The sequence below is a fragment of the Achromobacter sp. EB05 genome (assembly GCF_044232075.1).
In the GTDB taxonomy this organism is placed as follows: Bacteria; Pseudomonadota; Gammaproteobacteria; order Burkholderiales; family Burkholderiaceae_B; genus Achromobacter; species Achromobacter dolens.
In genome coordinates, this window is record NZ_CP155917.1 from 183,731 (window position 1) to 203,440 (window position 19,710).

General features: G+C 67.1%; 19 protein-coding genes and 2 tRNA genes. 3 read left to right on the forward strand and 18 right to left on the reverse strand.

Annotated elements, in window-relative coordinates; genetic code table 11:
* Positions 1-17: 17 nt before the first annotated feature.
* From AAID08_RS00820 to AAID08_RS00835, 4 genes are all read right to left on the reverse strand, one after another.
* The gene (locus AAID08_RS00820; protein ID WP_064527542.1) at positions 18-1,625 is read right to left on the reverse strand and encodes an ABC transporter substrate-binding protein; all 1,608 of its coding nucleotides are present in this window, start codon (positions 1,623-1,625) and stop codon (positions 18-20) included.
* Between the two features lie 210 nt (positions 1,626-1,835).
* Entirely contained in the window at positions 1,836-3,206 is a 1,371-nt protein-coding gene (locus tag AAID08_RS00825) for a GTPase/DUF3482 domain-containing protein (RefSeq protein ID WP_064527545.1), read from the reverse strand.
* Positions 3,199-4,629 carry a DUF2868 domain-containing protein gene (locus tag AAID08_RS00830; protein WP_064527548.1) on the reverse strand — a complete coding sequence of 477 codons (1,431 nt, stop codon included), beginning with the start codon at positions 4,627-4,629 and terminating at the stop codon, positions 3,199-3,201. The genes AAID08_RS00825 and AAID08_RS00830 overlap by 8 nt, the downstream gene beginning before the upstream one ends.
* 77 nt (positions 4,630-4,706) lie before the next feature.
* Entirely contained in the window at positions 4,707-5,594 is an 888-nt protein-coding gene (locus AAID08_RS00835; protein WP_064527550.1) for a helix-turn-helix domain-containing protein, read from the reverse strand.
* 170 nt (positions 5,595-5,764) lie between these two features.
* Here AAID08_RS00835 and AAID08_RS00840 point away from each other — a divergent pair, with 170 nt between their 5' ends.
* Positions 5,765-6,658, forward strand: coding sequence for a DMT family transporter (locus AAID08_RS00840; RefSeq protein WP_054503754.1), 894 nt, complete (start codon positions 5,765-5,767; stop codon positions 6,656-6,658).
* A gap of 42 nt (positions 6,659-6,700) precedes the next feature.
* On the opposite strand, the gene AAID08_RS00845 is transcribed toward AAID08_RS00840, so the two are convergent.
* The 5 genes from AAID08_RS00845 to AAID08_RS00865 all read right to left on the reverse strand — a co-directional run bounded on the left by AAID08_RS00845 (position 6,701) and on the right by AAID08_RS00865 (position 10,174).
* Positions 6,701-7,903: an aminotransferase class V-fold PLP-dependent enzyme gene (locus tag AAID08_RS00845; protein ID WP_395757264.1), complete on the reverse strand. Its 1,203-nt coding sequence runs from the start codon at positions 7,901-7,903 to the stop codon at positions 6,701-6,703.
* A 47-nt stretch (positions 7,904-7,950) separates the two neighbouring features.
* A complete protein-coding gene (locus AAID08_RS00850) occupies positions 7,951-8,424 on the reverse strand; it encodes a RidA family protein (protein ID WP_054503752.1) in 474 nt (157 codons plus the stop codon).
* 106 nt (positions 8,425-8,530) lie between these two features.
* On the reverse strand, positions 8,531-9,433 hold the full coding sequence (gene gcvA / locus AAID08_RS00855) for a transcriptional regulator GcvA (protein ID WP_116791554.1): 903 nt from the start codon (positions 9,431-9,433) through the stop codon (positions 8,531-8,533).
* Positions 9,434-9,497: 64 nt separating this feature from the next.
* Positions 9,498-9,911 carry a hypothetical protein gene (locus tag AAID08_RS00860; RefSeq protein ID WP_054503750.1) on the reverse strand — a complete coding sequence of 138 codons (414 nt, stop codon included), beginning with the start codon at positions 9,909-9,911 and terminating at the stop codon, positions 9,498-9,500.
* 187 nt (positions 9,912-10,098) lie between these two features.
* Positions 10,099-10,174: transfer RNA gene (locus tag AAID08_RS00865), tRNA-Asn, on the reverse strand.
* A 153-nt stretch (positions 10,175-10,327) separates the two neighbouring features.
* On the opposite strand from AAID08_RS00865, the gene AAID08_RS00870 reads away from it, so the two are divergent.
* Positions 10,328-11,716, forward strand: a complete 1,389-nt coding sequence (locus tag AAID08_RS00870) for a GntP family permease (RefSeq protein WP_395757265.1) — start codon at positions 10,328-10,330, stop codon at positions 11,714-11,716.
* Positions 11,717-11,949: 233 nt separating this feature from the next.
* Here AAID08_RS00870 and AAID08_RS00875 read toward each other — a convergent pair whose 3' ends face one another.
* The 8 genes from AAID08_RS00875 to petA form a co-directional block, all read right to left on the reverse strand.
* Complete coding sequence (locus AAID08_RS00875) at positions 11,950-12,351, reverse strand: VOC family protein (RefSeq protein WP_054503748.1); 402 nt, start codon at positions 12,349-12,351, stop codon at positions 11,950-11,952.
* Between the two features lie 257 nt (positions 12,352-12,608).
* Positions 12,609-12,684: transfer RNA gene (locus AAID08_RS00880), tRNA-Thr, on the reverse strand.
* A gap of 75 nt (positions 12,685-12,759) precedes the next feature.
* Complete coding sequence (locus AAID08_RS00885; protein WP_054503747.1) at positions 12,760-13,404, reverse strand: imm11 family protein; 645 nt, start codon at positions 13,402-13,404, stop codon at positions 12,760-12,762.
* A 218-nt stretch (positions 13,405-13,622) separates the two neighbouring features.
* Entirely contained in the window at positions 13,623-14,066 is a 444-nt protein-coding gene (locus tag AAID08_RS00890) for a ClpXP protease specificity-enhancing factor (protein ID WP_054503746.1), read from the reverse strand.
* 12 nt (positions 14,067-14,078) lie between these two features.
* A complete protein-coding gene (locus tag AAID08_RS00895) occupies positions 14,079-14,690 on the reverse strand; it encodes a glutathione S-transferase N-terminal domain-containing protein (protein ID WP_006388039.1) in 612 nt (203 codons plus the stop codon).
* A 153-nt stretch (positions 14,691-14,843) separates the two neighbouring features.
* Entirely contained in the window at positions 14,844-15,698 is an 855-nt protein-coding gene (locus tag AAID08_RS00900) for a cytochrome c1 (RefSeq protein WP_054503745.1), read from the reverse strand.
* 25 nt (positions 15,699-15,723) lie between these two features.
* Positions 15,724-17,112 carry a cytochrome bc complex cytochrome b subunit gene (locus AAID08_RS00905; RefSeq protein WP_049070550.1) on the reverse strand — a complete coding sequence of 463 codons (1,389 nt, stop codon included), beginning with the start codon at positions 17,110-17,112 and terminating at the stop codon, positions 15,724-15,726.
* A gap of 74 nt (positions 17,113-17,186) precedes the next feature.
* On the reverse strand, positions 17,187-17,828 hold the full coding sequence (gene petA / locus AAID08_RS00910) for a ubiquinol-cytochrome c reductase iron-sulfur subunit (protein WP_006388042.1): 642 nt from the start codon (positions 17,826-17,828) through the stop codon (positions 17,187-17,189).
* A 140-nt stretch (positions 17,829-17,968) separates the two neighbouring features.
* Between petA and mscL the strand changes: the two genes are divergently transcribed.
* The gene (gene mscL / locus AAID08_RS00915) at positions 17,969-18,421 is read left to right on the forward strand and encodes a large conductance mechanosensitive channel protein MscL (RefSeq protein WP_006388043.1); all 453 of its coding nucleotides are present in this window, start codon (positions 17,969-17,971) and stop codon (positions 18,419-18,421) included.
* A 499-nt stretch (positions 18,422-18,920) separates the two neighbouring features.
* Here mscL and AAID08_RS00920 read toward each other — a convergent pair whose 3' ends face one another.
* Entirely contained in the window at positions 18,921-19,697 is a 777-nt protein-coding gene (locus tag AAID08_RS00920) for a Nif3-like dinuclear metal center hexameric protein (RefSeq protein ID WP_395757266.1), read from the reverse strand.
* Positions 19,698-19,710 lie beyond the last annotated feature (13 nt).

Genomic DNA, 19,710 nt, shown 5'->3' on the forward strand with positions numbered 1-19,710 from the left:
GGCGCGGCGCCCGGGGACTACGGCAGGACCACGTCGCGCAGGTCGAGCACGTCGTCGGCGCGCTGGATGACCTTGATGTTGTCCTTCACGCCCCACGACATCGGCTGCTGATGCAGCGGCAGGTAGCCGAAGTCGCTGCGCACGATGCCGAAGGCTTCCTTGATCATCGCGTTGCGCTTGGCCTGGTCGGTCTCGACGCCGATCTTGGCGGTGAGCTCGTCGACCTTCTTGTTGCAGTAGCCGCCCAGGTTGAACTGGCCCGCCGCCGTCTTGGCGTCGCGGCACGCGGCCAGGTTCAGCAGCGTGTTGTGCGCGTCCGTCGAGCTGGGCGTCCATCCGAGCATGTACATGCTGGTCTGGTTGCCGGCCTGCAGCAGGATCTTGCCGAAGTACTTGGACTTGGTCTGCGCCAGCAGGTTGATCTTGATGCCGACGCGCGCCAGCATGCCGGCCACCGCCTGGCAGACCTTCTCGTCATTGACGTAGCGGTCGTTGGGGCAGTCCATGGTGACGGTGAAGCCCTTCGGATAACCGGCCTCGGCCAGCAGCTTCTTGGCGCGCTCCGGATCCGGCTTGTAGGGCGCGCCGAACGATTCGTCGTAGCCGTTGATGGCAGTGGCGATCAGCGAACCCAGCGGCTTGGCCGCGTTGCGCATGATCTTTTCATTGATGGCCTTGGTGTCCACGGCCAGCACCACCGCTTCGCGCACCTTGGGATCCTTGAAGGGGTTCTTGCCCTTCACGTCCGAGAACAGCAGTTCGTCGCGGTCCTGGTCCATGCCGATGAAGATGGCGCGGGCCTCGGGCGCGGTCAGCGGCTTGACGCCCTTGGCGTCTTCCAGGCGCTTCCAGTCCTGCACCGGCACCGGCTGCACCAGGTCCATCTCGCCCGAGATCAGCGCGGCCACGCGCGTGGCCTCCTGCGTGATCGGCTGGAAGATGACCTCGTCGACGTTGGTCTTGATGTCCTTGTTCCAGTAGCCGTCGTAGCGCTTGAGCACGGTCTTTACGTCCGGCTGGCGCGACACCAGCATGAACGGGCCGGTGCCGTTGGCGTTGAGATTGGCGTAGTTGCCCTGGTTGTCGCCCTTGACGTTGGTGGCCTCGGTGGTCTTGTTCTTCTCCGACCACGTCTTGCTCATGATGTAGAGGAACACCCATTCGCGCGGCAGGATCGGGTTGGGCGTGGGGGTGGTGACCTCGATGGTGTAGTCGTCGATCTTCTTGATGTCGGAGGCCTTGGCGCCGTAGCCCTTCATGTCGGAGCCCGGCGTCAGGCTGCGCTTCCAGGAGAAGATCACGTCATCGGCGGTGAACGGCGAGCCGTCGTGGAACTTCACGCCCTTGCGCAGCTTGAAGACCCATTTGGTGGGCTCCGGGTTTTCCCAGCTCTCGGCCAGCAGCGGCGTCAGTTTCAGGTTGCCGTCATAACCGGCCAGCGTTTCGTAGATGTTGCCCTGGAAGCCCAGCGTGAACGTCTCGTTCAACGCCATCGGGTCCATCGACGTGGCGTCGCCTTGATAAGACCAGTGGAAAGTCTTGGCGGCCGCGCCGGCGCTGAACGCCAACGAGGCCGTCAGTGCAGCCGCCAGCGCCGCTTGTTTCAGGTGGGGGAAAGTACGCATAGCCCTCATGCTCCGTAATGCGCGGATAGCGCGACAGAAGTGATAGGGCCCTGGCCCCACGGGGAGCCGGGGCATGGCGTTGCTGCTACGAGGAAAGGCGGTTCACGGTAGATCCAACCCCTTGTGATTGTCATGGCGGGATGGACCGCACCGATGCAGAACGAATCTTATAGATCGATTCGTTTAAGCGTCAATCGGTTTGGGTTGGGGTTAGTACTTGCTTGCTTTCGCCAATTCGCGCACCACCTGCTTGCGTCGCTCGCTGTCTTCGTGGCCGGGCGCCAGCGCCGACCATTCGGGGCGACTGCGGGCTTCCTTGAGCGCCTCGGGCAAGGGACCGCTGCGCAGCGCCTCGTTATCAGGCCGTTCCAGCCGCAGCGGCGAGCGGGCCGCATGGCCGCGGCGCTCGAGCGCGTCGATCAACTGCCGCTGGCGCAACGCCAGCAGGCGCAGCACCGCGTCGTCGACGCTGATCTCGCGCCAGCCGCGCAGTTTGCCGGCGACGCGCTTGCCGAGCTTTTCCACGCCCTGCCACAGGCCGCCGGCGGCGGCGCCGATCAACATGCCGGTGCCCAGGCTCAAGCCTGCGCTGAGCAGGTCCACCGCGGCGCCGGCCATGGCGCCCGCGGCTGCGCCCATGCCGACCTGCACGCCCATGTCCTTGAGCGCCTGCGGGTGGAACAGGTCCATGCCCCAGCGTTCACCCTGCAGGGGCAGCGCGTCGTCATCGAAATCGGATGAACGGAAGTTGTAGAGCGCCAACAAGGCGCTGACGCAGGCCTGTTCGCGTTGCCGCACCTGCTGGCGCAGTTGCTGCGCGGTCGCGGCCAGCGCCGCTTCGTCGCTGGCGCTGGTCAGGCGCAGCGCGGCGACGTCGACCAGCAGATCGGCCAGCAGTTCGCACGCCGCCTCATGACGCTCGCGGCGCTGGCGCGCCAGGCTGTCGGCCAGTTGCGCCAGGGTGTCGGCATGGCGGTCCAGCAGCACGCCGAGCTTGGCGTATAGCTGCTGTTCGCCATCGAGCGGCGGTGCGACGGTGTCGAACTCGACCGCCGCGTGCAGCCCGAGCCTGGCCAACGCGTCGCGCCATTCGCCGGCGCGGTGCGCGGGCGCATTGACGAAGTTCAGCACTGGCAGCAAGGGGCGGCCGCAGGCGGCCAGGATGGCCAGTTCGTCGCGATGCTTGCCGAGCACGGGGTCGCGCGCGTCGACCACGTACAGCGCGGCGTCGCAGTCCAGCATTTTCTTGAGCACGCGCGCTTCCTGCTCGTAGCGGCCGTGCGCTTCCGGGGTGTCGAGAAAGCGCTGGATGCGCGCCGGTCCGTCGAGCCTTTCGCCAGGCTGGGCGAGGCGTTCCAGATACTCCAGCAAGGCGATGCTGTCTTCCATGCCCGGCGTGTCGAACCATTCCAGCACCGGACGGCCGTCCAGCCGCAGGCGCGCGCCCTCGACGTGCCGCGTGGTGCCGGGCTGGTCGGCCACTTCGCCGAAAGTGGTGTCGCGCGTCAGCGTGCGCAGCAGGGAGGTCTTGCCGGTGTTGGTGTGGCCGACCACGGCGATGCTGATGAGCGGCTCACGCATCGCCGTGCTCCAGCCAGTCCAGCGGCGCGCCGCCGGCGCTGATGATGGCGCCAGCCTCCAGGCCCAGGGCCGCCAGGCGCTCGCGCCAGATGGGTTCGCGCGTGTCGGCGGCGGCGGGCGCGCGCAGCCAGACGCGGGTCTGGCCAGCGTGCGCGGCCAGTTCGGCGATCAGCGCCAGCGTGCCGCGGTCGGGCGTCTGGCGCGCGTCGCAGGCGATCAGCAGGCGCGAGGCGCCGGCTTGCGACAGCGCGTCGAGCAGCCGATTGCGCTGCTCGCGGGTATCGAGATTGCCGGCCATGCGGATGGCGTCGGGCAGGCCGGCGGGCGGCCAGTCCAGATCCGTCGGCAGCTCCAGCCCCAGCAGCACGGGCTGGCCGCCCATGCTCGCCGGGACGGCAGACTCGACGCGGGGCTGATGCAGCGGATCGACCGGGCGGTCGATGCCGGTGGATTGGGCCGGCGGCTCCAGCCGATCGCGCAGCGCCGCGTAGCCGGCCAGCGCGGGATCGATGCGCAGGCCGCGCAAGGCGCGCCGGGCGACGGCGACGCATGCCAGCCACGCCACCAGGCGCGGCAGGATGCCGTAGGTCACCAGCACGCCGATCAGCCACCACGACCACTGCACCTGCGCGTCGGCCGCCAGCGCCTGGACGCCGTCGCTGGCGCGCACCATGGCGGCGTCGGGCAGCGGAAAACCCAGATGCGCCGGCAGCCAGCCCGCCACCTGGGTCAGCCAGACGAAGGTGTCCGGCGCGAGCAGCGTGGTCGCCCAGATGAAGCGGTAGCTGGCGGTGGTCAACAGCGCCAGCAAGGTCGCCAGCGCCGCGCTCAGGCCGGCCAGCCACAGCCCGTGGCTGACGGCGCCGAACAGCGCGCGCAGCGCGCCCGCGCGGGCCAGCAGATTGAGCAGGGCCTGCGGCACCAGCGCGCTGTCCGGGCCGCGCGCCAGCTTGCGGGTGGCCCACAGCCAGAGGCGCCCCAGCGGGGTCATCGAGGCGGGCGTCAGCAGGAAGCTGGCCAGCCACAGCAGGAAAGTGAGCGCGTGCAGGCCAAGCAAGGCGCCCAGCGCCCACAGCACATTGACGGGACGGGCGCCGTCGCCCAGCGCGCCGGCGGCCACGCCCGCGCCCGACAGCAGCGCCAGCAGCAGCAACACCGCCAGCACGGCCCAGGCGCTGCGGCGCCAGCCGTCCACCAGCGGCGCCAGGCCTTCGCGTCGCGCCAGGTGTTGCGCGCGGGCCAGGATGCGGTCTGGCAGGTCGGCGTCCAACTGGCGCACCCGCCGCACCACGGCGGCGTCTTCCAGCGGCCCCCAGTGCGCTTCGCGCAGCCGGACCAGCTCGGCCAGCCAATGCGCGTGCAGCGGCGAGGGGCGGGAGGCGTCGGGGACAGCGGAAACGTCGCGGGAAGTCGGCGATGGCATCGCGGGCGGGGCAGGCGATCAAGGCCGCGAAGGGCGGTGCGCCATTGTAGACCGGGCGCGCCGGCGGGGTCGGCGGTTCAGTGGCCGCGGCGGGCGGCGCGGTACTGGCCCGGCGTCACCCCAACCGCGTCGCGGAAGACGCGCGACAGGTGGCTGGCGTTGCCGAACCCGGCGGCCTGCGCGATGCCCGCCAGGTCGCCCTTGCCGGCGGCCAGCAGGCCGCGCGCATGCGCCAGGCGGCGGGCGCGCACCCAGGCGTGCGGCGGTTCGCCGAACGAGGCGTGGAACATGCGCGCGAAGTGATAGGTGGACAACGCGGCCACGCCGGCCAACTGATCCAGCGTCAAGGGCTCGGCGAGATGCGCGTCGACATAGTCCATGACACGCCGGCGCACCGCGGGCGCCAGGCCGCCGCGCGCTGGCGGCGCGACCTTGCGCGACACACCCTGCAGCAGCAGGTGATGCAGCACGGTCTCGGCCGCGCTGCTGGCGGCCAGACGGTCGGCGGGCGCGCGCCAGTCGGTGTCGAGCAGGGCCCGGCAGACGTCGGTCAGCGAGTCGTCGTGGATATAGGTGCGGTCGCGCAGTTCGAGCGAGCGCGGCTCGCAATCGAGCCGCATCACCGCCTCGCGCGCCAGCCGCTCCGGCGCGATGTACAGATGCAGGAAGTGCACCGTGTCGTTCATGCACCAGCGGGAATAGTGCTCGGCCGGCAGCACGCAGAACTTGCCGGCGCCGCCATGCAGCGGGTTGCCCACGCGGAAGGATTTCTCGCCGCCATGCAGGTACAGCGACAGCGTGTGATGCCCGGGCATGTCGTAGCCAAGCGTCTCATGGGCGCTGCGGCTCCATTGCGAGATGGCGATGCCCTCGCCCAGCGAGGCCGCGCGCGCCAGCGTCGCGGTGGACGCGGACAGCGTGCGGAAAACGGAGAAGTCGGACGGAGCCGATGCGATGGTGCCCATGGAATCGAAATGCTACTGCGATCCTTGCGCGCGTGGATCGCGCGGAGCAAGAAAAAACCGCAAGAACCGGCAATTTTCGTGGCCCGCGCGGGCGCAGACTGCGCGACAGGGCGACGCATTTTCGCGCGCCCGGATTCCATGTCTCTTTTCGCCCTGTCGAGCGTCCGAAAGTGAATCTCTTCCTGTATTTCCTGACCGTCATCATCTGGGGCACCACCTGGATTGCCATCAAACTGCAGTTGGGCGTGGTGCCCATTCCCGTGTCCATTTTCTACCGCTTCGCGCTGGCCGGGCTGGTGCTGTTCGCCGCCCTGCTGCTGACGCGCAAACTGCAGCGCATGGACCGACGCGGGCACCTGTTGTGCCTGGGTCAGGGGCTGTGCCTGTTCTGCCTGAACTTCCTCTGTTTCTACACCGCTACGCAGTGGATTCCCAGCGGCCTGGTGTCGGTGGTGTTCTCGGCCGCGACGCTGTGGAACGCGCTCAACGCGCGGCTTTGGTTCGGCACCCGCATCGCGCCGCGCGTGATGGTCGCCGGCGTGGTGGGATTCAGCGGGCTGGTGTTGCTGTTCTGGCCCGAACTGGCGGGCCAGCAGGCCAGCCACGAGACCCTGCTGGGCCTGGGCTTCGCGCTGCTCGGCACGTTCTGCTTCTCGACCGGCAACATGCTGTCGTCGCTGCAACAGCGCGCGGGCCTGCGGCCGCTCACCGGCAACGCCTACAGCATGCTGTACGGCGCGGCGGTGCTGCTGGCCGGCTGCCTGGCCGCGGGCGTGCCGTTCCGCTTCGACACCTCCACGGCCTATGTTGGCGCGCTGGTGTACCTGGCGATTCCGGGGTCCGTGATCGGTTTTACCGCCTACCTGACGCTGGTCGGTCGCATGGGGCCGGCGCGCGCGGCGTACTGCACCGTGCTGTTCCCCGTGGTGGCCTTGAGCGTGTCGACCTTTGCCGAGGGCTATCAGTGGACCCCTGCCGCGTTGCTGGGTCTGGCGCTGGTGATGTTCGGCAATCTGCTGGTTTTCACCAAGTGGTCGCCGTTCGCACGCCGTATCGCGGTGTAGGGCGATGGCGCCGCGGTGTGCATCGGCGCCGGGCGACGAGCGCTAGCCCTGGCGCGCCAGCATGCGCAGCGCGTCGAGCAGGCGGTCGATCTCGTCGTCGCGCGTCAGGTAGCTGACCGAGGCGCGCGCGATCTGCGTCAGCCCGCGCGCGTTCATGTCCAGCGGCGTGTACGGCACGCCGTTGCTGCCGATAATGATGCCCTGCGCCGCCAGGGCCCGCTGCACCGCGGTGGCTTCGTGCCCGGCAAGGTTGAACGACACCAGGCCCGAGCGCTCGCGGCCCTGGTCCAGGACCTCGATGCCGGCAATCGCGGCCAGTTCCGCCCGCAGGGCCTGGGCGACCGTGTCGATACGGTCGCGGATCGCTTCCAGGCCGATATCGAGCGCTTCGCGCAGCGCATTGGCCTGGCCGCAGCGCAGCGCCAGCGAGGCCTCGGCGGATTCGAAGCGCGCCGCGTCGGCGCGCACTTGCGGCTGGCCGTCGGCACCCAGCGGCGCCGAATAGGTGTCGACGAACGCCGGCGTCAGCCGTGGCAGGAAATCGCGCCGCACGTACAGCAGGCCAGTGCCGCGCGGGCCCCGCAGGGCCTTGCGACCGGCGCCGCTCAGCACGTCGCAGCCGACCTCGGCCACGTCCACCGGCAATTGCCCAACGGCCTGCGCCGCATCGATGAAATACGGCACGCCGGCGGCGCGCGCCACGCGGCCGACGGCGGCGGCCGGGTTGATCAGGCCGCCGTTGGCGGGCAGCCAGGTCAACGCGATCAGCCGCACCCGTTCGTCCAGCATGGCTTGCAGCGCGACCGGATCGACGCAACCGCTGTCGTCCGACGGGATGGTCTCGATCGAGGCGCCGGCGCGTTGCGCCGTCAGCCGCATGGCGGAGAGATTGCCGCCCCATTCGTGGCGTCCGACCAGGATGCGGTCGCCCGCGCGCCACGGGCCCAGCGCGGCGAAGGCCGCGCCCCAGCCGGGGGAATTGCCGCCGGTCAGGGCAATCTCGTAGGGCTGGGCGTTGAGCAGGCGCGCCGCCAGTTGGCGCGCCTGTTCGGTCGTTGCGCGCGCGGCCACGCCCGCCTCCATCGGCCCTTGCTCGGCTTCGCGCCGCAGGTGGGCCTGGATGGCGTCCAGGGTGGCGGCGGACGGCAGCGAGGCGCCGGCATGGTTGAAATGGACGGTGGTGCGCGTGCCGGGCGTGGCGGCGCGCAACGCTTCCAGGGCGGCGGGGGTCAGGGCGGCGGACATGGCAATTCCAGGAAAATCGCGCCGGGCGGCGGCCCGGCGTCGGGACATCAGGCGGGGGTGAGCGCGATGACCGCTTCCACTTCCACCGCCACGCCTTGCGGCAACGAGGCCACGCCGACCGCGCTGCGCGCGTGGCGGCCGGCGTCGCCGAACACTTCGACCATCAGGTCCGAGGCACCGTTGGCCACCGCGCTCTGGCGGTTGAAGTCCGGCGTGCTGGCGACGAATACGCCCAGGCGCACCACGCGCGCCACGCGATCGAGCCGATCGTCGGTGGCGGCGGCGATCTGCGCCAGGATGCCCAGCGCCGACAGGCGCGCGGCGGCGACCCCGTCGGCTTCGGAAATCTGGTTGCCCAACTGGCCCAGGAACGTCGCCTTGCCAGCGGCGCGCGAGATCTGGCCCGAGATGTACAGCAGGTTGCCCTCTTGCACGAAGGGGACGTAATTGGCGGCGGGCGCGGCCGCGGGGTCCAGCGCAAGGCCGAGTTCGGCCACGCGGCCGGAGATCGTACGGGTCATGGAGTCACCTGTGAAACGGAAAAGAAAGGGTGATCTCCATGCTATCGATGCGCGTCGCGCCTGACCAATCAATTATTGCGAGCGACGTATGAGTAAAAGTAATGCGTCAGCCTTGCGCCGCGGCCCGCATCAGCCACGCCAGGAACGCCTGGGCGGCGGCATCGGTCTTGCCGCGCGGACTCACGAACCACCAGCCGATACGCGGATCTTCCAGGGTGGTGCCCGGCAGGGCCTCGACCAGGGCGCCGCTGGCCAGTTGCGCGGCGATCATGCGGTGGCGGCCCATGGCCAGGCCCTGCCCCGCCAGCGCGGCTTCGACCACGATGTTGTAGTCGTGCAGGTGCACGGTCTGGGCGCGGCCGAGATCCAGGCCATGATGGCGCGACCACGTGTCCCACTCGAACGGATGCCGGGTATGCGAGACCAGCAGGGAATGGCGCAGCAGGTCCGCCGGCGTGCGCGGACGCCGCCGGCCCGCCAGCAGCGCGGGCGCGCACACCACGGACAGCCGCTCCGCCATGATGCGGCGCGCCCGCACGCCGGGCCACGTGCCGCGGCCGTAGCGAATGGCCACGTCGACCTCGCCGCCCGCCACGTCGGCCAGGCCGATGTCGGGCAGCAGTTGCAGGTCGATGTCCGGATGCGCCGCGGCGAAGTCCGGCAGCCGCGGCGCCAGCCATCGCGTGGCGAACGATGCCAGCAGGCCGACGCGCAGCGCGCGGCGCGCGGGGGCCGGCGCGCGGATGGCGTCGGTGCCCTGGCGCAGCAGCGTGAACGCGGCGTGGACCTGCTCGTAATAAGCCTGCCCGGCCGGGGTCAGCGCCACGGCACGGGTGCGGCGCTCGAACAGCGCCACGCCCAGTTCCGCCTCCAGCCGCTGGATATGGTGGCTGATGGCGCTCTGGGTGACGAACAGCTCTTCGCCCGCCAGGCTGAAGCTCAGGCGCCGGGCGGCGGCCTCGAAGGCGCGCAGCGAGACCAGGGCGGGCAGGGATCGATTGGATCGCATGGGGCAGGCGGTGGCGGAAGGACCGGCTTGGGGGAGTATCCGGCGGGCGCCCCATTCTCGCAAATCAGGAGTGGGCAGGGAATCGGGCCAGGTCGGCCGCGTTGATCGGCTTGCTGCGCTGCACTTCATGCCGCACGATCCGCAGCGCCTGGCGCTGCGCCTGCTCGTCCGCCGGGACGTCCCAGGTGCTTGCCGACAGCGCCGAGGCCGGATCGAGCAGCCGGAAAGTGAGATCCATCAGCAGATACGCGGCCGTGGCCTGGGTGTCCAGCGGCGTCTGCGCGGGCCAGCCCGTCAGGTCGCCGGTTTCACAGATCCACAGGATCACATTGACGGCCTCGGCCTGGTGCCGCTTCATGACCGCGATGTCCGGCAGCGGGGCCGAGGCGCCGGGCACGATCCAGGGATTTTTCTGCAGCAGCCCGAACACGAGTTCAAAGGCGGTCTTTGCGTCGACGGATTTCGTTGGGGAAGGCATGGGGAGAGCGGCTGGTACCCGGGCATCACGGTTGACTCGACGCCAATCGTAGAACCATTTCACCCCGCATTCGGGCCCGGACCGCTCGATTGAGGCGGAACACCGTCCGACTTTGGCGGCGTGCCGCGGGCGTTCGCCCATGCAAAAGGCCCGCAACACGTTGCGGGCCCTTCAGTACTGCATTCTTTGGCTCCCCGAGCTGGGCTCGAACCAGCGACCTGCGGATTAACAGTCCGTCGCTCTACCGACTGAGCTATCGGGGAACAGGTAGAGGGGGCGAATTATGCACAAATTTCGCGGGGAATGCAAAACGGCCCGGATGACTGGAGGGGTTATGACGCTTCGGCGCCAGGGCGATCCCTTATCATGGCAACCAGAAGGTTCGCGACCTCTCACGTTTTTTCTGGGTTTCACACATGTCTTCGTTCGACATCCAATTGTTGCTCACCGCCCTGGTGAGCGTCCTGGTGCTGGTCGCACTCATCGTCTCGCGCATCCGCATGCACCCGCTGCTGGCGCTGCTGATCGTGTCCATCGGCGTCGGCTTCGCCACCGGCATGGAGCCGACCGCCATCGTCAAGAACCTGACCGACGGCGCCGGCAAGACCCTGGGCGCGGTGGGCGTGGTGATCGCGCTGGGCGCCATGCTCGGCAAGATCCTGGCGGACTCGGGCACCACCGAGCGCCTGGCCAATGCGATCCTGAACCGCACCTCGCCGCGCATGATTCCGTGGACCATGACGCTGGTGGCATTCATCATCGGCATCCCGATGTTCTTCGAGGTGGGCCTGGTGGTGATGCTGCCGCTGATCTTCAGCGTGGCGCGCAAGCTGGAAGGCCAGGAACGCTTCAAGGGCTCGGCCTATGTGTACGTGGGCGTGCCCGTGATCTCGGCCCTGGCCGCCATGCACGGCATGGTGCCGCCGCATCCCGGCCCGCTGACGGCTATCGCCAGTCTCAAGACCACGGTCGGCCCGACCATGATCTACGGCTTTCTCGCCGCCCTGCCCGCCATGATCCTGGGCGGTCCGCTGTACGGCGCCTTCATCGCGCCGCGCATGACGACCCGCCCGGACGAAGCCCTGCTCGAGCAATTCACCGCCGTCCACCAGGCCGATGCCGGCCATTCGGTGCCGGGCGTGGGCCTGGGCGTGCTGGCGGCCCTGCTGCCCGCGTTGCTGATGCTGCTGCACGCGGTGGCGGAGATGCTGCTGCCCAAGACCTCGCCCCTGATGCACGTGGCGGCCTTCCTGGGCAATCCGCTGGTCGCCATGTTGCTGGGCGTGCTGTTCGCAGCCGTGGCGCTGGTGCTGGCGCGCGGCGGCGACGCCGAGAAGTTGCGCGACGGGCTCGGCAAGAGCCTCAAGCCCATCGCGGGCATCATGCTGATCATCGCTGGCGGCGGCGCCTTCCAGCAGGTGCTGACCAGCGCCAAGGTCGGCGACGCCATCGTCCACCTGACCCACCAGTTCGCGTTTCCGCCGCTGGTGCTGGGCTGGCTGATCGCCATGCTGCTGTCGGTGTCCACCGGCTCGGCCACGGTCGGCATCGTTGGCGCGGCCGGCCTGCTGGCGCCGCTGGCCGGCGCCGATCCCTCGCTGAACCTGCCGCTGCTGGCGCTGTCGATCGGCTGCGGCTCGCTGTTCTTCAACTATGCCAATCACGCCGGCTTCTGGATGGTGAAGGAATCATTCGGCATGACCATGGGCGAGGCCACCAAGACGATCTCGGTGGTGCAGTCCATCGTGTCGGTGGCCGGCCTGGTGATGGTGCTACTGTTCAACATGCTGCCGGCGCTGGGGTGAGCCGCGGCACGGGCCGGCCGGAATGCGGCCGCTGCCTGCGTGCAAGGAATCGAAAAAAACGGCCGAATGGCCGTTTTTTTTGTCGGCTGCACGCCGGAACTCAATCAGACAACGCGCAAGCGCGGCTCGCCGTGGCGATCAGACAGGTCGCGTAGACCCGCAGGAGCTGGCGCAGGTGTCGGATTCCATGGGCATCATGGGTGCACCGTATGGGGAGTTGCCGTCTCGGCGTTCTAGACGATATCGCCCCGGTAGACGAGGTGGATCTTGTTGCCGTCGGGGTCGCGCAGGTAGGCGCCATAGTAGCCGTTGCCATAGTGGGGGCGCGGGCCCGGAGCCCCCTCGTCCACACCTCCCGCGGCAAGCCCGAGGGCATGCGCGTGCCTCACCGCCTGCTCGTCGGGCGCGAGGAACGCCACCATGCTGCCATTACCCGCGGAGCAGGGCTTTCCATCAAACGGCGCGTAGGCGTAGAACCGAGGCAGCGTGGCGCCGGGAACCACCCAGCAGAGCGCTGCCGGCCCGCCGTCGGGTGTGACCTGCCGTTGGCGCAGGCCAAGCGGTGCGAGGATCGCATCGTAGAAAACCGAGGCGCGGGCCAGATCGCTGACGCCGACCGTGATGTGACTGAACATGGATCCGCATTTCCCAAATCAAGTGCTTCACAGGCAAGCGATCCTCGCTGCCATGGACTGTCGTGTTACCGCGGCGTTCGGGGCCTGTGCGAGGGACCGAGACAAGTATAGCCACGCCAGACTGGCCGGATGGCCGGACTTCATCGAATCGATCATTTACCGGTGGCACGGCACGCGGCGAAATCGCGTGATTGATTGGCGAACTGGGACGTTCGGCCTGACCTTGTGCGCTGAGGGAGGATCCCGGGGGATGCTGATGGTGCCGGTGAAAGGAATCGAACCCTCGACCTTCTCATTACAAGTGAGCTGCTCTACCAACTGAGCTACACCGGCGTGGCGCGCGCGGGCCGCGCGCACAGGGACTGCATTGTAATGAAAAAAGGAGATTCTTTCCGGCGTGCATGCGGGTCATTCCGGGCGCACGCCCGTCGCGCAGCGGCGCCTGGCTTCCCAGCCGCCCAGGCGCTCGGCGCGCAGGGCGCGCCAGAATTCATCCGAGCAGAAGTAGCCGCTGATGCCGCTGTGCGGATATGACGGCCGGACGCCGAATTGCCGCGGCAGGCGCCAGAAGCAGCGGTCCTGGATGGCGCCGCGGTCCAGCACCAGCGGCGTGCCCTTCAGGAACGAGAAGCAGCCGCCGGCTTCGTAGCCCGCCCGGCCCATGCCTTTGGAGAACTCGGTCTTCTCGATGATGACGGCGTCCACGCGCGGCGGGCACAGCAGCAGGTGGTAGGTGCGGAACGGCCGGCTCTTGCGGCCCACGATCATGGTCTCGGCCTCGACCGGCAGGAAGCGGTGCGTGTCGGGTTCGAGCGTTTCCATGAGTTCGCGCACCCGGGCATTGACCAGGAATGGCCCGCCGTCCCATCCGACGATCGCGGGGACGCGGCCGGTGCCGCGCAAGGTCAGTCGGATCTGACGCGGGATGCGGGCGAGATCGTCGTCCGACAGGCTATCGAACAGGCACAGCTTGGCAACCAGTTGGCGGTCTATCTGCGGCATGAACTGGGTCGATACGCCGCCGGCGGGCGTCATTCCGATCAGGTACGGCATGGGCGGTGCATCACTCCTGGAAAGCCGGGGAGCGGCGCGTGCCGCAGCGGACCCGGTTCAGGCGTATGAGACGGGATTTTTCCTGGATATGCAAATGATACGCACTCTTATCCCGTGCTTCAGAAGATCGCCATGCAATCGGGCGTCACATCGGCGGCGGCCAGACGTGACCGCGCCGCCCGGGCCTGGGGCCGGGGCGGCGCGGGGGACCTGCCGGATTACTTGACGATCGTCAGGTGCGGACGCTTGGGCTCGTCGTCGCCGCCGTCATCGCCGGGGGCGGCATCCGCCTCGGCTTCGGACGGGACGGTCTCGGAGGCGTTCTGCGCGCCCGGGGCCGGCGGTTCGTAGGGCTGCACTTCGAAGCCCATGCCGGCGCCGGTTTCGCGCGCATAGATGGCGCTGACGGCGCCCACCGGCACGTAGACGTTTTCGGTCACGCCGCTGAAGCGGGCCTGGAATTCGATGAATTCGTTGCCCAGCACCAGGCGGTTGGTGGCCAGCGTGCCCACGTTCAGGGTGATCTGGCCGTCGCGCACGTGGGCGACGGGCACCATGGTGTGCTCGTCGACCTGCACGGTGATGTACGGCGTGTAGCCGTTATCGGTGCACCATTCGTGCAGCGCGCGGATCAGATACGGTTTGGTCGAAGTTTCACCCATCACGCAACAACCTTAGCGACGCATCACTTTTTCCGAAGGCGTCAGCGCTTCGATGTAGGCCGGGCGCGAGAAGATGCGCTCGGCGTACTTTTGCAGCGGAGCCGCGTTCTTGGGCAGTTCGATGCCGTAGTGGTCCAGGCGCCACAGCAGCGGGGCCACGGCCACGTCGAGCATGGAGAATTCCTCGCCCAGCATGTACTTGTTCTTGAGCAACATCGGAGCCAGTTGGGCCAGGCGGTCGCGGATGTTCTGGCGGGCGTTGGCCAGCTTCTTCTCGTCGGGCTTGGCGCTGCGGTCTTCCAGCGTCGAGACGTGGACGAACAGCTCTTTCTCGAAGTTGTACAGGAACAGGCGGGTGCGCGCGCGCATGACCGGATCGGCCGGCATGAGCTGCGGGTGCGGGAAGCGCTCGTCGATGTACTCGTTGATGATGTTCGACTCGTACAGGACCAGGTCGCGCTCGACCAGAATGGGCACTTGACCGTACGGATTCATCACCGAGATGTCTTCGGGCTTGTTGTACAGGTCGATGTCGCGGATCTCGAAATCCATGCCCTTTTCGAACAACACGAAGCGGCAGCGTTGCGAAAACGGACACGTGGTTCCGGAATAGAGCACCATCATGGCGAAAAATCCTTTATGAAAAACGAAAGGCCAGCGCCCTAATCTAGCAGGCGCTGGCCCCGATTGCCAGGCGGGGGGTAGGCATACAGCCCTAACCCGCCATTATCCACCCTGGCGAAAATGGGGGCGGATAAGCCTGGCGGGGCGTTGCGGTTAGCGCACGTGTTTCCAGTAAGAGGCGTTCAGGCGCCACATCACCAGGAAGAACAAGAGCAGGAACAACATGACACCGACGCCCAACTGGACGCGGAAAGTCTGGACGGGCTCGGCCATCCAGGACATGAACGCGGTCAGGTCGGCGACGTCGTTGTCGTATGTTGCGGTTTGGGCCGGGTTGGCGGCCTTGAATTTGGCCTCGAAGGTGGCATGGCCGTGGTAGCTGGCTACCGGCTCGGCCTTGACCGTGGCAAAACCTTGCGCATCGTACACCGTCGTGACCCGTTCCCACGACTTCGGCGCGCCGTCCTTGCCTTCGACCTCGTGCATCGCCACCGTGGTCAGCTCGCGCGGACCCTGCCGTTCCCACAGCGCGTGCGGCATGCCGACGGCCGGGAACACCAGGTTGTTCCAGCCCGTGGCACGCGAGGTGTCGCGGTAGAACGTGCGCAGGTAGGTGTAGATGTAGTCGGAACCCGAGGGGCCGGCGTTGACGGATTTGGCGCGCGCGATCACGGACAGGTCCGGGGGCGTGGTGCCAAACCACTTCTTGGCGTCCTTGGGCGTCATGGCGACATTCATCATGTCGCCGACCTTCTCGCCGGTGAACAGCAGGCTTTCCTTGATTTGCTGGTCGGTCAGGCCAATGTCCTTGAGCTTGTTGTAGCGCATCGACGATGCGCTGTGACAGTTCAGGCAGTAGTTGACGAACAGCTTGGCGCCGTTTTGCAGCGACGCCATGTCGTTGACGCGGTAAGGCGCCTTGTCCAGCGGATAGCCGCCCTCGGCGGCGAACGTGGCGGTACACGTGAGCATCATCAACGCCACGGCACCAATCAGCTTCTTGATCATGGTCAGTCCGTTATTTTCGTGGGGCTCAGTGGGCGTGGAACGTCACGCGGTCAGGCACTTTCTTGAAAGTGCCCAGGCGGCTCCAGACCGGCATCAGGAAGAAGAATGCCAGGTACAGCAGCGTGCCGATCTGCGACGTGATGTTCAACGGCGGACTGGGCGGCTGCGTACCGATGTAGCCGAGCACCAGGAAGTTGACCATGAAGATGCCGTAGATCCACTTGTGCCAGGTGGGGCGGTAGCGGATCGACTTGACCGGGGAATGGTCCAGCCACGGCAGGAAGAACAGGATGACCACGGTGCCGCCCATGGCGACCACGCCCCAGAACTTGGCGTCGATCACGCGCAGCAGCACGGCCACGACGATCAGGATGCCGGGCACCGCGATGCGCATGAAGCCCTTCAGGTTGCTCTTGACGAGCAGCGCGATGGCGCCCAGCACCGAAGCGCCGGCCAGCACCCACGTGAACTCGTCGGTGGTGGCGCGCAGCATCGAGTAGAACGGCGTGAAGTACCAGACCGGGGCGATGTGCGGCGGCGTCTTGAGCGAGTCGGCCGGGATGAAGTTGTTGAACTCCAGGAAGTACCCGCCCATTTCCGGCGCGAAGAACACGATGAAGGCGAACACCAGCAGGAAGCCCGCGACGCCGACCAGGTCGTGCACCGTGTAGAACGGATGGAACGGAATGCCGTCCTTCGGGCGACCGTACTTGTCCTTCGGGCCTTCCTTGATCTCGATGCCGTCCGGGTTGTTCGAGCCGACTTCGTGCAGCGCCACCAGGTGGGCCGCCACCAGGCCCACCAGCACCAGCGGAATGGCGATGACGTGGAAGGCGAAGAAGCGGTTCAGCGTGGCGTCGGAGACGACGTAGTCGCCGCGGATCCAGATCGACAGCTCGGGGCCGATGAACGGGATGGCCGCGAACAGGTTCACGATCACCTGTGCGCCCCAGTAGGACATCTGGCCCCACGGCAGGAGGTAGCCGAAGAATGCTTCGGCCATCAGACAGAGGAAGATCGCGACGCCGAAGATCCAGACCAGTTCACGCGGCTTGCGGTACGAGCCGTAGAGCAGGCCGCGCAGCATGTGCAGGTAGACGACGACGAAGAACATCGAGGCGCCGGTCGAGTGCATGTAGCGCACCAGCCAGCCCCACGGGACTTCGCGCATGATGTATTCGACGGATTGGAACGCGCGTTCGGCGTCCGGCTTGTAATGCATGACCAGGAAGATGCCGGTCACGATCTGCAGCACCAGCACCAACAGCGCCAGTGAGCCGAAGAAATACCAGAAGTTGAAGTTTTTCGGTGCGTAGTATTCGGACAGATGCGCTTTCCAGGTGGAGGTCACCGGGAAGCGCCGATCCAGCCAGCCCAACAGGCCTGTCGTCTCGACGGTTTTCTCGCCAGCCATGTAACGGCTCCTTCTCTAATACGTGGCGTATTTGTTTTACTTACGTAATTCGGGAAAAAAGCGCGACGCGAGCGTCAGGCCTTGTTGTCTTCATCGACGCCCACGATGATGCGGGAGTCGGTGAGATACTGGTACGGCGGGACTTCGAGATTATCGGGAGCGGGCTTGTTCTTGTAGACCCGGCCTGCCAGGTCGAACGTGGAGCCGTGGCACGGACAGAGGAATCCGCCTTGCCAGGAGGCGCCCATGCCGCCACCGCCGCCCGTTTCGAAGTGCGAGGTGGGCGAGCAGCCCAGATGGGTACAGATGCCAACACAGACGAAGATCTCGGGCTTGCGCGAGCGACCTTCGTTTTCTGCGTATTTGGGAGTGAAGCCGGGGCGTTTGGATTGAGGGTCCGCCAGGAGCGCGTCCTGGGTCTTGAGGCCGGCGATCTGTTCAGGAGACCGGTGGATGATCCAGACCGGCTTGCCACGCCATTCCACGGTTTTCATGGTGCCGACCGGGATATCGCCGATGTCGACTTCGACGGGGGCGCCGGCCGCGCGGGCTTTTTCAGAAGGGGAAAACGTGCTCACAAGCGGTATTGCCGTTGCGACACCTGCTACGCCACCCACAGCACAGGCGGTGGTTACCCAGAAACGTCGCGAAGGATCGGGCGGCAGATTTGGATCAACCGCACCGTCATCATCATGCACCAGCGTATCCTGACTCATCTTCCTATCCTTGTTGATGCGCCCGCTCTACGAGTAGCATCACTTCTGCGGCATCGGCTTCGCGGGAATATGTAACAACATAGCAACCGCGTATTATAGCGCCAGCCTACTGGTGGGCGTATCACGAAGGGAGTGCTTTTATGAGCAAAGCGACTGGTTTCGTCAAAGAATTCCGAGATTTCGCTGTCAAAGGCAATGCGGTTGATTTGGCGGTTGGTGTGATCATTGGGGCGGCTTTCGGCAGAATCGTCGACTCACTGGTCAAGGATATCGTCATGCCGCTGGTGAACTTCGTGCTTGGCGGATCCGTCGATTTTTCGAACAAGTTCCTGGTGCTGTCGATGCCGGCCGGTTACAACGGGCCGATGACGTATGCCGATCTGACCAAGGCGGGAGCCAACGTTTTCGCCTGGGGGAACTTCATCACGATCATTATCAATTTCGTGTTGCTGGCGTTTGTGATCTTCTGGATGGTGAAGGCGATCTACAAGGCGCGGACCAAGGCCGAGGAAGCGCCGGCGGCGCCTGCTGCGACGCCCGAAGATGTGGCGTTGTTGCGCGAGATTCGGGATTTGTTGAAGAAGCAGCCTTGAGCTGAAATGGAAGAGCGCCCTGCGGGGCGCTTTTTTATTGGTTCAGTGGTTGGTTGCTTGCGGGGGTGTGGGCTTCGTAGGCCGCCCGGCGCGGGTGGTCGCGGGCGGGGCGCGCCTGCGATTGCGGTCCGGAGCGTTCGCTCCGGACTGCCCCGAGCTCAACCTCGTTGCCGCCTGCCGGCGGCTGCCTTCGGTTTCCGCCGGGCGCATCTGACGGCGCGCCCCGCCCGCGACCACCCGCGCCGGGCTACCGGTTTCGAGGTTTCATGCGCTGCTGGACCGAGGGGGCATGGGAGAGGCTTGGGTTGCCCGCCACAACCGGCTGCGCGGGCAGCCGGTTGTGGCATACGTGCTTCTGGGGAGTGGGAGGGTGTGCGCTGCGCGCTGGCGGTGAGTGTTATGGGTGGCCCGGCGGCGTTCAGACGCTGCGTGGCTGCGTGGCTGCGGGTGGGCGGGTACGCGCTCGGATCAGCGTTGCGGCCATGCCCTTTCGTTGCCGTTACACCGGGTTGTCCAGGTCCACGAATTCGACCTTGATGCCGAAGCGCTCGGCCACGGCCTGGCCCAGGGCCTGGACGCCGTAGCGTTCGGTGGCGTGGTGGCCGGCGCCGAGGAAGGCGACGCCGGTTTCCTGGGCGAGGTGGAAGGTGGATTCGGAGGCTTCGCCGGTGATGTAGGCGGTGGCGCCGGCGTCGATGGCGTCGGCGAGCATGCCCTGGGCGCCGCCGGTGCACCAGGCGATGCGGGCGACGGGCTGGTCGGGTTTGCCGACGACGAGGGGCGGGCGGCCCAGGCGTTGCTGGATGCGGGCGGCGAGTTGGCCGACGGTGGCCACGTCGGGGGCGGCGCCGAGCCAGACCAGGTTGTCGGGGCCACAGGTGTGGGGGGCGCCGTCGTCGCGGCGTTCGGGTTCGAGGCCGAGGACGCGGGCCAACTGGGCGTTGTTGCCCAGGGTGGGATGGGCGTCCAGGGGCAGGTGGTAGGCGTAGAGGTTGAGGTCGTTCTTCAGCGCCAGCGCCATGCGGGTGCGGCGTGTGCCGATGATGCGGCGGTCCTCGTTGCGCCACATCCAGCCGTGGTGGACCAGCACCGCGTCGGCGCCGCGTTCCACGGCGATGCGCAACAGGGCTTCGCTGGCGGTGACACCGGTGATAATGTGTCCGACTTCGGATCGGCCTTCCACCTGCAGCCCGTTGGGGCAGTAGTCCTTGAAACGGGCGGCTTGCAGGGTGTCGTCCAGCCAGGCGGCCAGGACGTGGGAGTCCACTTTACTCATTGCTAGTCCTATC

Bases quoted from the DNA above. Each gene is read 5' to 3' on its own strand.
- AAID08_RS00820 (WP_064527542.1), bottom strand. From the start codon at position 1,625: ATGCGTACTTTCCCCCACCTGAAACAAGCGGCGCTGGCGGCTGCACTG.
- AAID08_RS00825 (WP_064527545.1), bottom strand. From the start codon at position 3,206: ATGCGTGAGCCGCTCATCAGCATCGCCGTGGTCGGCCACACCAACACC.
- AAID08_RS00830 (WP_064527548.1), bottom strand. From the start codon at position 4,629: ATGCCATCGCCGACTTCCCGCGACGTTTCCGCTGTCCCCGACGCCTCC.
- AAID08_RS00835 (WP_064527550.1), bottom strand. From the start codon at position 5,594: ATGGGCACCATCGCATCGGCTCCGTCCGACTTCTCCGTTTTCCGCACG.
- AAID08_RS00845 (WP_395757264.1), bottom strand. From the start codon at position 7,903: ATGTCCGCCGCCCTGACCCCCGCCGCCCTGGAAGCGTTGCGCGCCGCC.
- AAID08_RS00850 (WP_054503752.1), bottom strand. From the start codon at position 8,424: ATGACCCGTACGATCTCCGGCCGCGTGGCCGAACTCGGCCTTGCGCTG.
- gcvA (WP_116791554.1), bottom strand. From the start codon at position 9,433: ATGCGATCCAATCGATCCCTGCCCGCCCTGGTCTCGCTGCGCGCCTTC.
- AAID08_RS00860 (WP_054503750.1), bottom strand. From the start codon at position 9,911: ATGCCTTCCCCAACGAAATCCGTCGACGCAAAGACCGCCTTTGAACTC.
- AAID08_RS00870 (WP_395757265.1), top strand. From the start codon at position 10,328: ATGTCTTCGTTCGACATCCAATTGTTGCTCACCGCCCTGGTGAGCGTC.
- AAID08_RS00875 (WP_054503748.1), bottom strand. From the start codon at position 12,351: ATGTTCAGTCACATCACGGTCGGCGTCAGCGATCTGGCCCGCGCCTCG.
- AAID08_RS00885 (WP_054503747.1), bottom strand. From the start codon at position 13,404: ATGCCGTACCTGATCGGAATGACGCCCGCCGGCGGCGTATCGACCCAG.
- AAID08_RS00890 (WP_054503746.1), bottom strand. From the start codon at position 14,066: ATGGGTGAAACTTCGACCAAACCGTATCTGATCCGCGCGCTGCACGAA.
- AAID08_RS00895 (WP_006388039.1), bottom strand. From the start codon at position 14,690: ATGATGGTGCTCTATTCCGGAACCACGTGTCCGTTTTCGCAACGCTGC.
- AAID08_RS00900 (WP_054503745.1), bottom strand. From the start codon at position 15,698: ATGATCAAGAAGCTGATTGGTGCCGTGGCGTTGATGATGCTCACGTGT.
- AAID08_RS00905 (WP_049070550.1), bottom strand. From the start codon at position 17,112: ATGGCTGGCGAGAAAACCGTCGAGACGACAGGCCTGTTGGGCTGGCTG.
- petA (WP_006388042.1), bottom strand. From the start codon at position 17,828: ATGAGTCAGGATACGCTGGTGCATGATGATGACGGTGCGGTTGATCCA.
- mscL (WP_006388043.1), top strand. From the start codon at position 17,969: ATGAGCAAAGCGACTGGTTTCGTCAAAGAATTCCGAGATTTCGCTGTC.
- AAID08_RS00920 (WP_395757266.1), bottom strand. From the start codon at position 19,697: ATGAGTAAAGTGGACTCCCACGTCCTGGCCGCCTGGCTGGACGACACC.